The 893-nt window shown below is 75.1% G+C and carries 1 protein-coding gene; it reads right to left on the minus strand.

What is annotated here, in order from left to right:
* Nucleotides 1-114 precede the first annotated feature (114 nt).
* Nucleotides 115-893, minus strand: a 779-nt coding sequence (locus tag D455_RS0106065; protein WP_017569864.1) for a CpaF family protein, incomplete at its 5' end; no start/stop codon positions are given.

Here is an 893-nt window from a genome sequence, read left to right on the forward strand (position 1 = left end):
GGGTCGCACGCCACCGCGGGTTCCGGGGCGCGGCGGAGGGCGCCAGCACCGCCAGGGCCAACCACAGGCCCGCGCCGACCAGGGCCCCGCATGCGGCGAGGAGCGGCACGACGGTCACGACGTCCACCCCACCGCGTCGGGGTTCAGCAGGGCGGTGTCGAACCCGGCCTCGGCGAGGGCGTCGAGCGTGTCGGGGCTGGGCGGCGCCGCCGGGAGCGGACCGCCGCGCCCGCGCCGGTAGATCTCGTTGGACACCACGTTGCGCCCCTCGGCGCCCACGACCTCGCGCACGCTCGTGACCGTCCGCCCACCGGTGGGCAGGGCCGACACGTGCACGACCAGGTGCACGGCCGCGGCCACCAGCGACGCGGTGGCCTCCAGGGGCAGTCGTTCGGCGGACTGGGCGGCGTAGGCGCCCAGTTTGGTGAAGGCCCCGGCGGAGTTCGCGGCGTGCAGGGTGGTGAGGCTGCCGTCGTTGCCCTGGCTCATCGCGTTGAGCAGCGGAACGGTCTCGTGCCCGCGCGTCTCGCCGACGATGACGCGGTCGGGCGACATGCGCAGGGCGGTGCGCACCAGGTCGGCGATGGTGATCTCGCCGACGCCCTCGACGTTGGCCGGGCGGGCCTGGAGGGCGACGCAGTCGGGGTGGGCCTCGCGGTCGCGGTCCAGTCCGAGTTCGAAGACGTCCTCGATGGTGACGAGCCGTTCCTCGGGCGGGATCTCCGCGGCCAGTGCCCGCAGCAGGGTGGTCTTGCCCGCGCCCGTGCCCCCGGTGACGACCATGTTGCGTCGGGAGCGCACCCCCGCCCGCAGCATGGCCACCAGGGTGTCGTCGATCGTGCCCAGTTCCCGGAGCCGGTCGAGGGTGGTGCTGCCGTACCTGTGGCGGCGGG

This window comes from Nocardiopsis halotolerans DSM 44410 (assembly GCF_000341065.1).
Lineage (GTDB): Bacteria > Actinomycetota > Actinomycetes > Streptosporangiales > Streptosporangiaceae > Nocardiopsis > Nocardiopsis halotolerans.